This window comes from Liquorilactobacillus sicerae, from assembly GCF_029916425.1.
Taxonomy (GTDB): Bacteria; Bacillota; Bacilli; order Lactobacillales; family Lactobacillaceae; genus Liquorilactobacillus; species Liquorilactobacillus sicerae.
In genome coordinates this window covers 1-440 of record NZ_JAHAVQ010000256.1, presented here as the reverse complement: position 1 = coordinate 440, position 440 = coordinate 1, and the positions used below count along the sequence as shown (strand labels likewise).

Below are 440 nucleotides of genomic sequence, written 5' to 3'. Positions count from 1 at the left end.
TCATCAAAAACATCGAATAACTCAGTCTGGAAATCGCTTTGTTTATCTTCTAACGTCTCTAACTGCTTACGCCCCTTGGAAGTTATTTTCACGCGGACCACTCGCGCGTCGCTTTCGTCTCTAACGCGTTGAATATAATCGTTGCTTTCTAGTTTTTTGATAATTTGCGTAACCGATGCCGGCCGTATTGCTAAAATATCAGCGATTGAACCCGCGGTTAAATCATTATCTGTTTCTGCTAAAACTTTCAGTAAGCGTCGACTATTATCCGGTCGCTGATTGCCACCATGGCCATACAAGCTCCGTGCCGCAAACCAAATTGCCGGTTGACGTGCTAAAGTTGTCAGTTCTTCAAATATCTCCTTGTTATTCATTTTCTGCCTCGCTATTTATCTAATTAGTTAGTTTTCTATTTTCTAACAAAATAAATCCTCTACTTA

Annotated in this window: 1 protein-coding gene; it reads right to left on the bottom strand. The window is 40.5% G+C overall.

What is annotated here, in order from left to right; translation table 11 throughout:
- Positions 1 to 374 (bottom strand): MarR family winged helix-turn-helix transcriptional regulator (locus tag KH893_RS12310; RefSeq protein ID WP_281166340.1); only part of this gene is annotated, 374 nt, incomplete at its 3' end.
- Positions 375 to 440 lie beyond the last annotated feature (66 nt).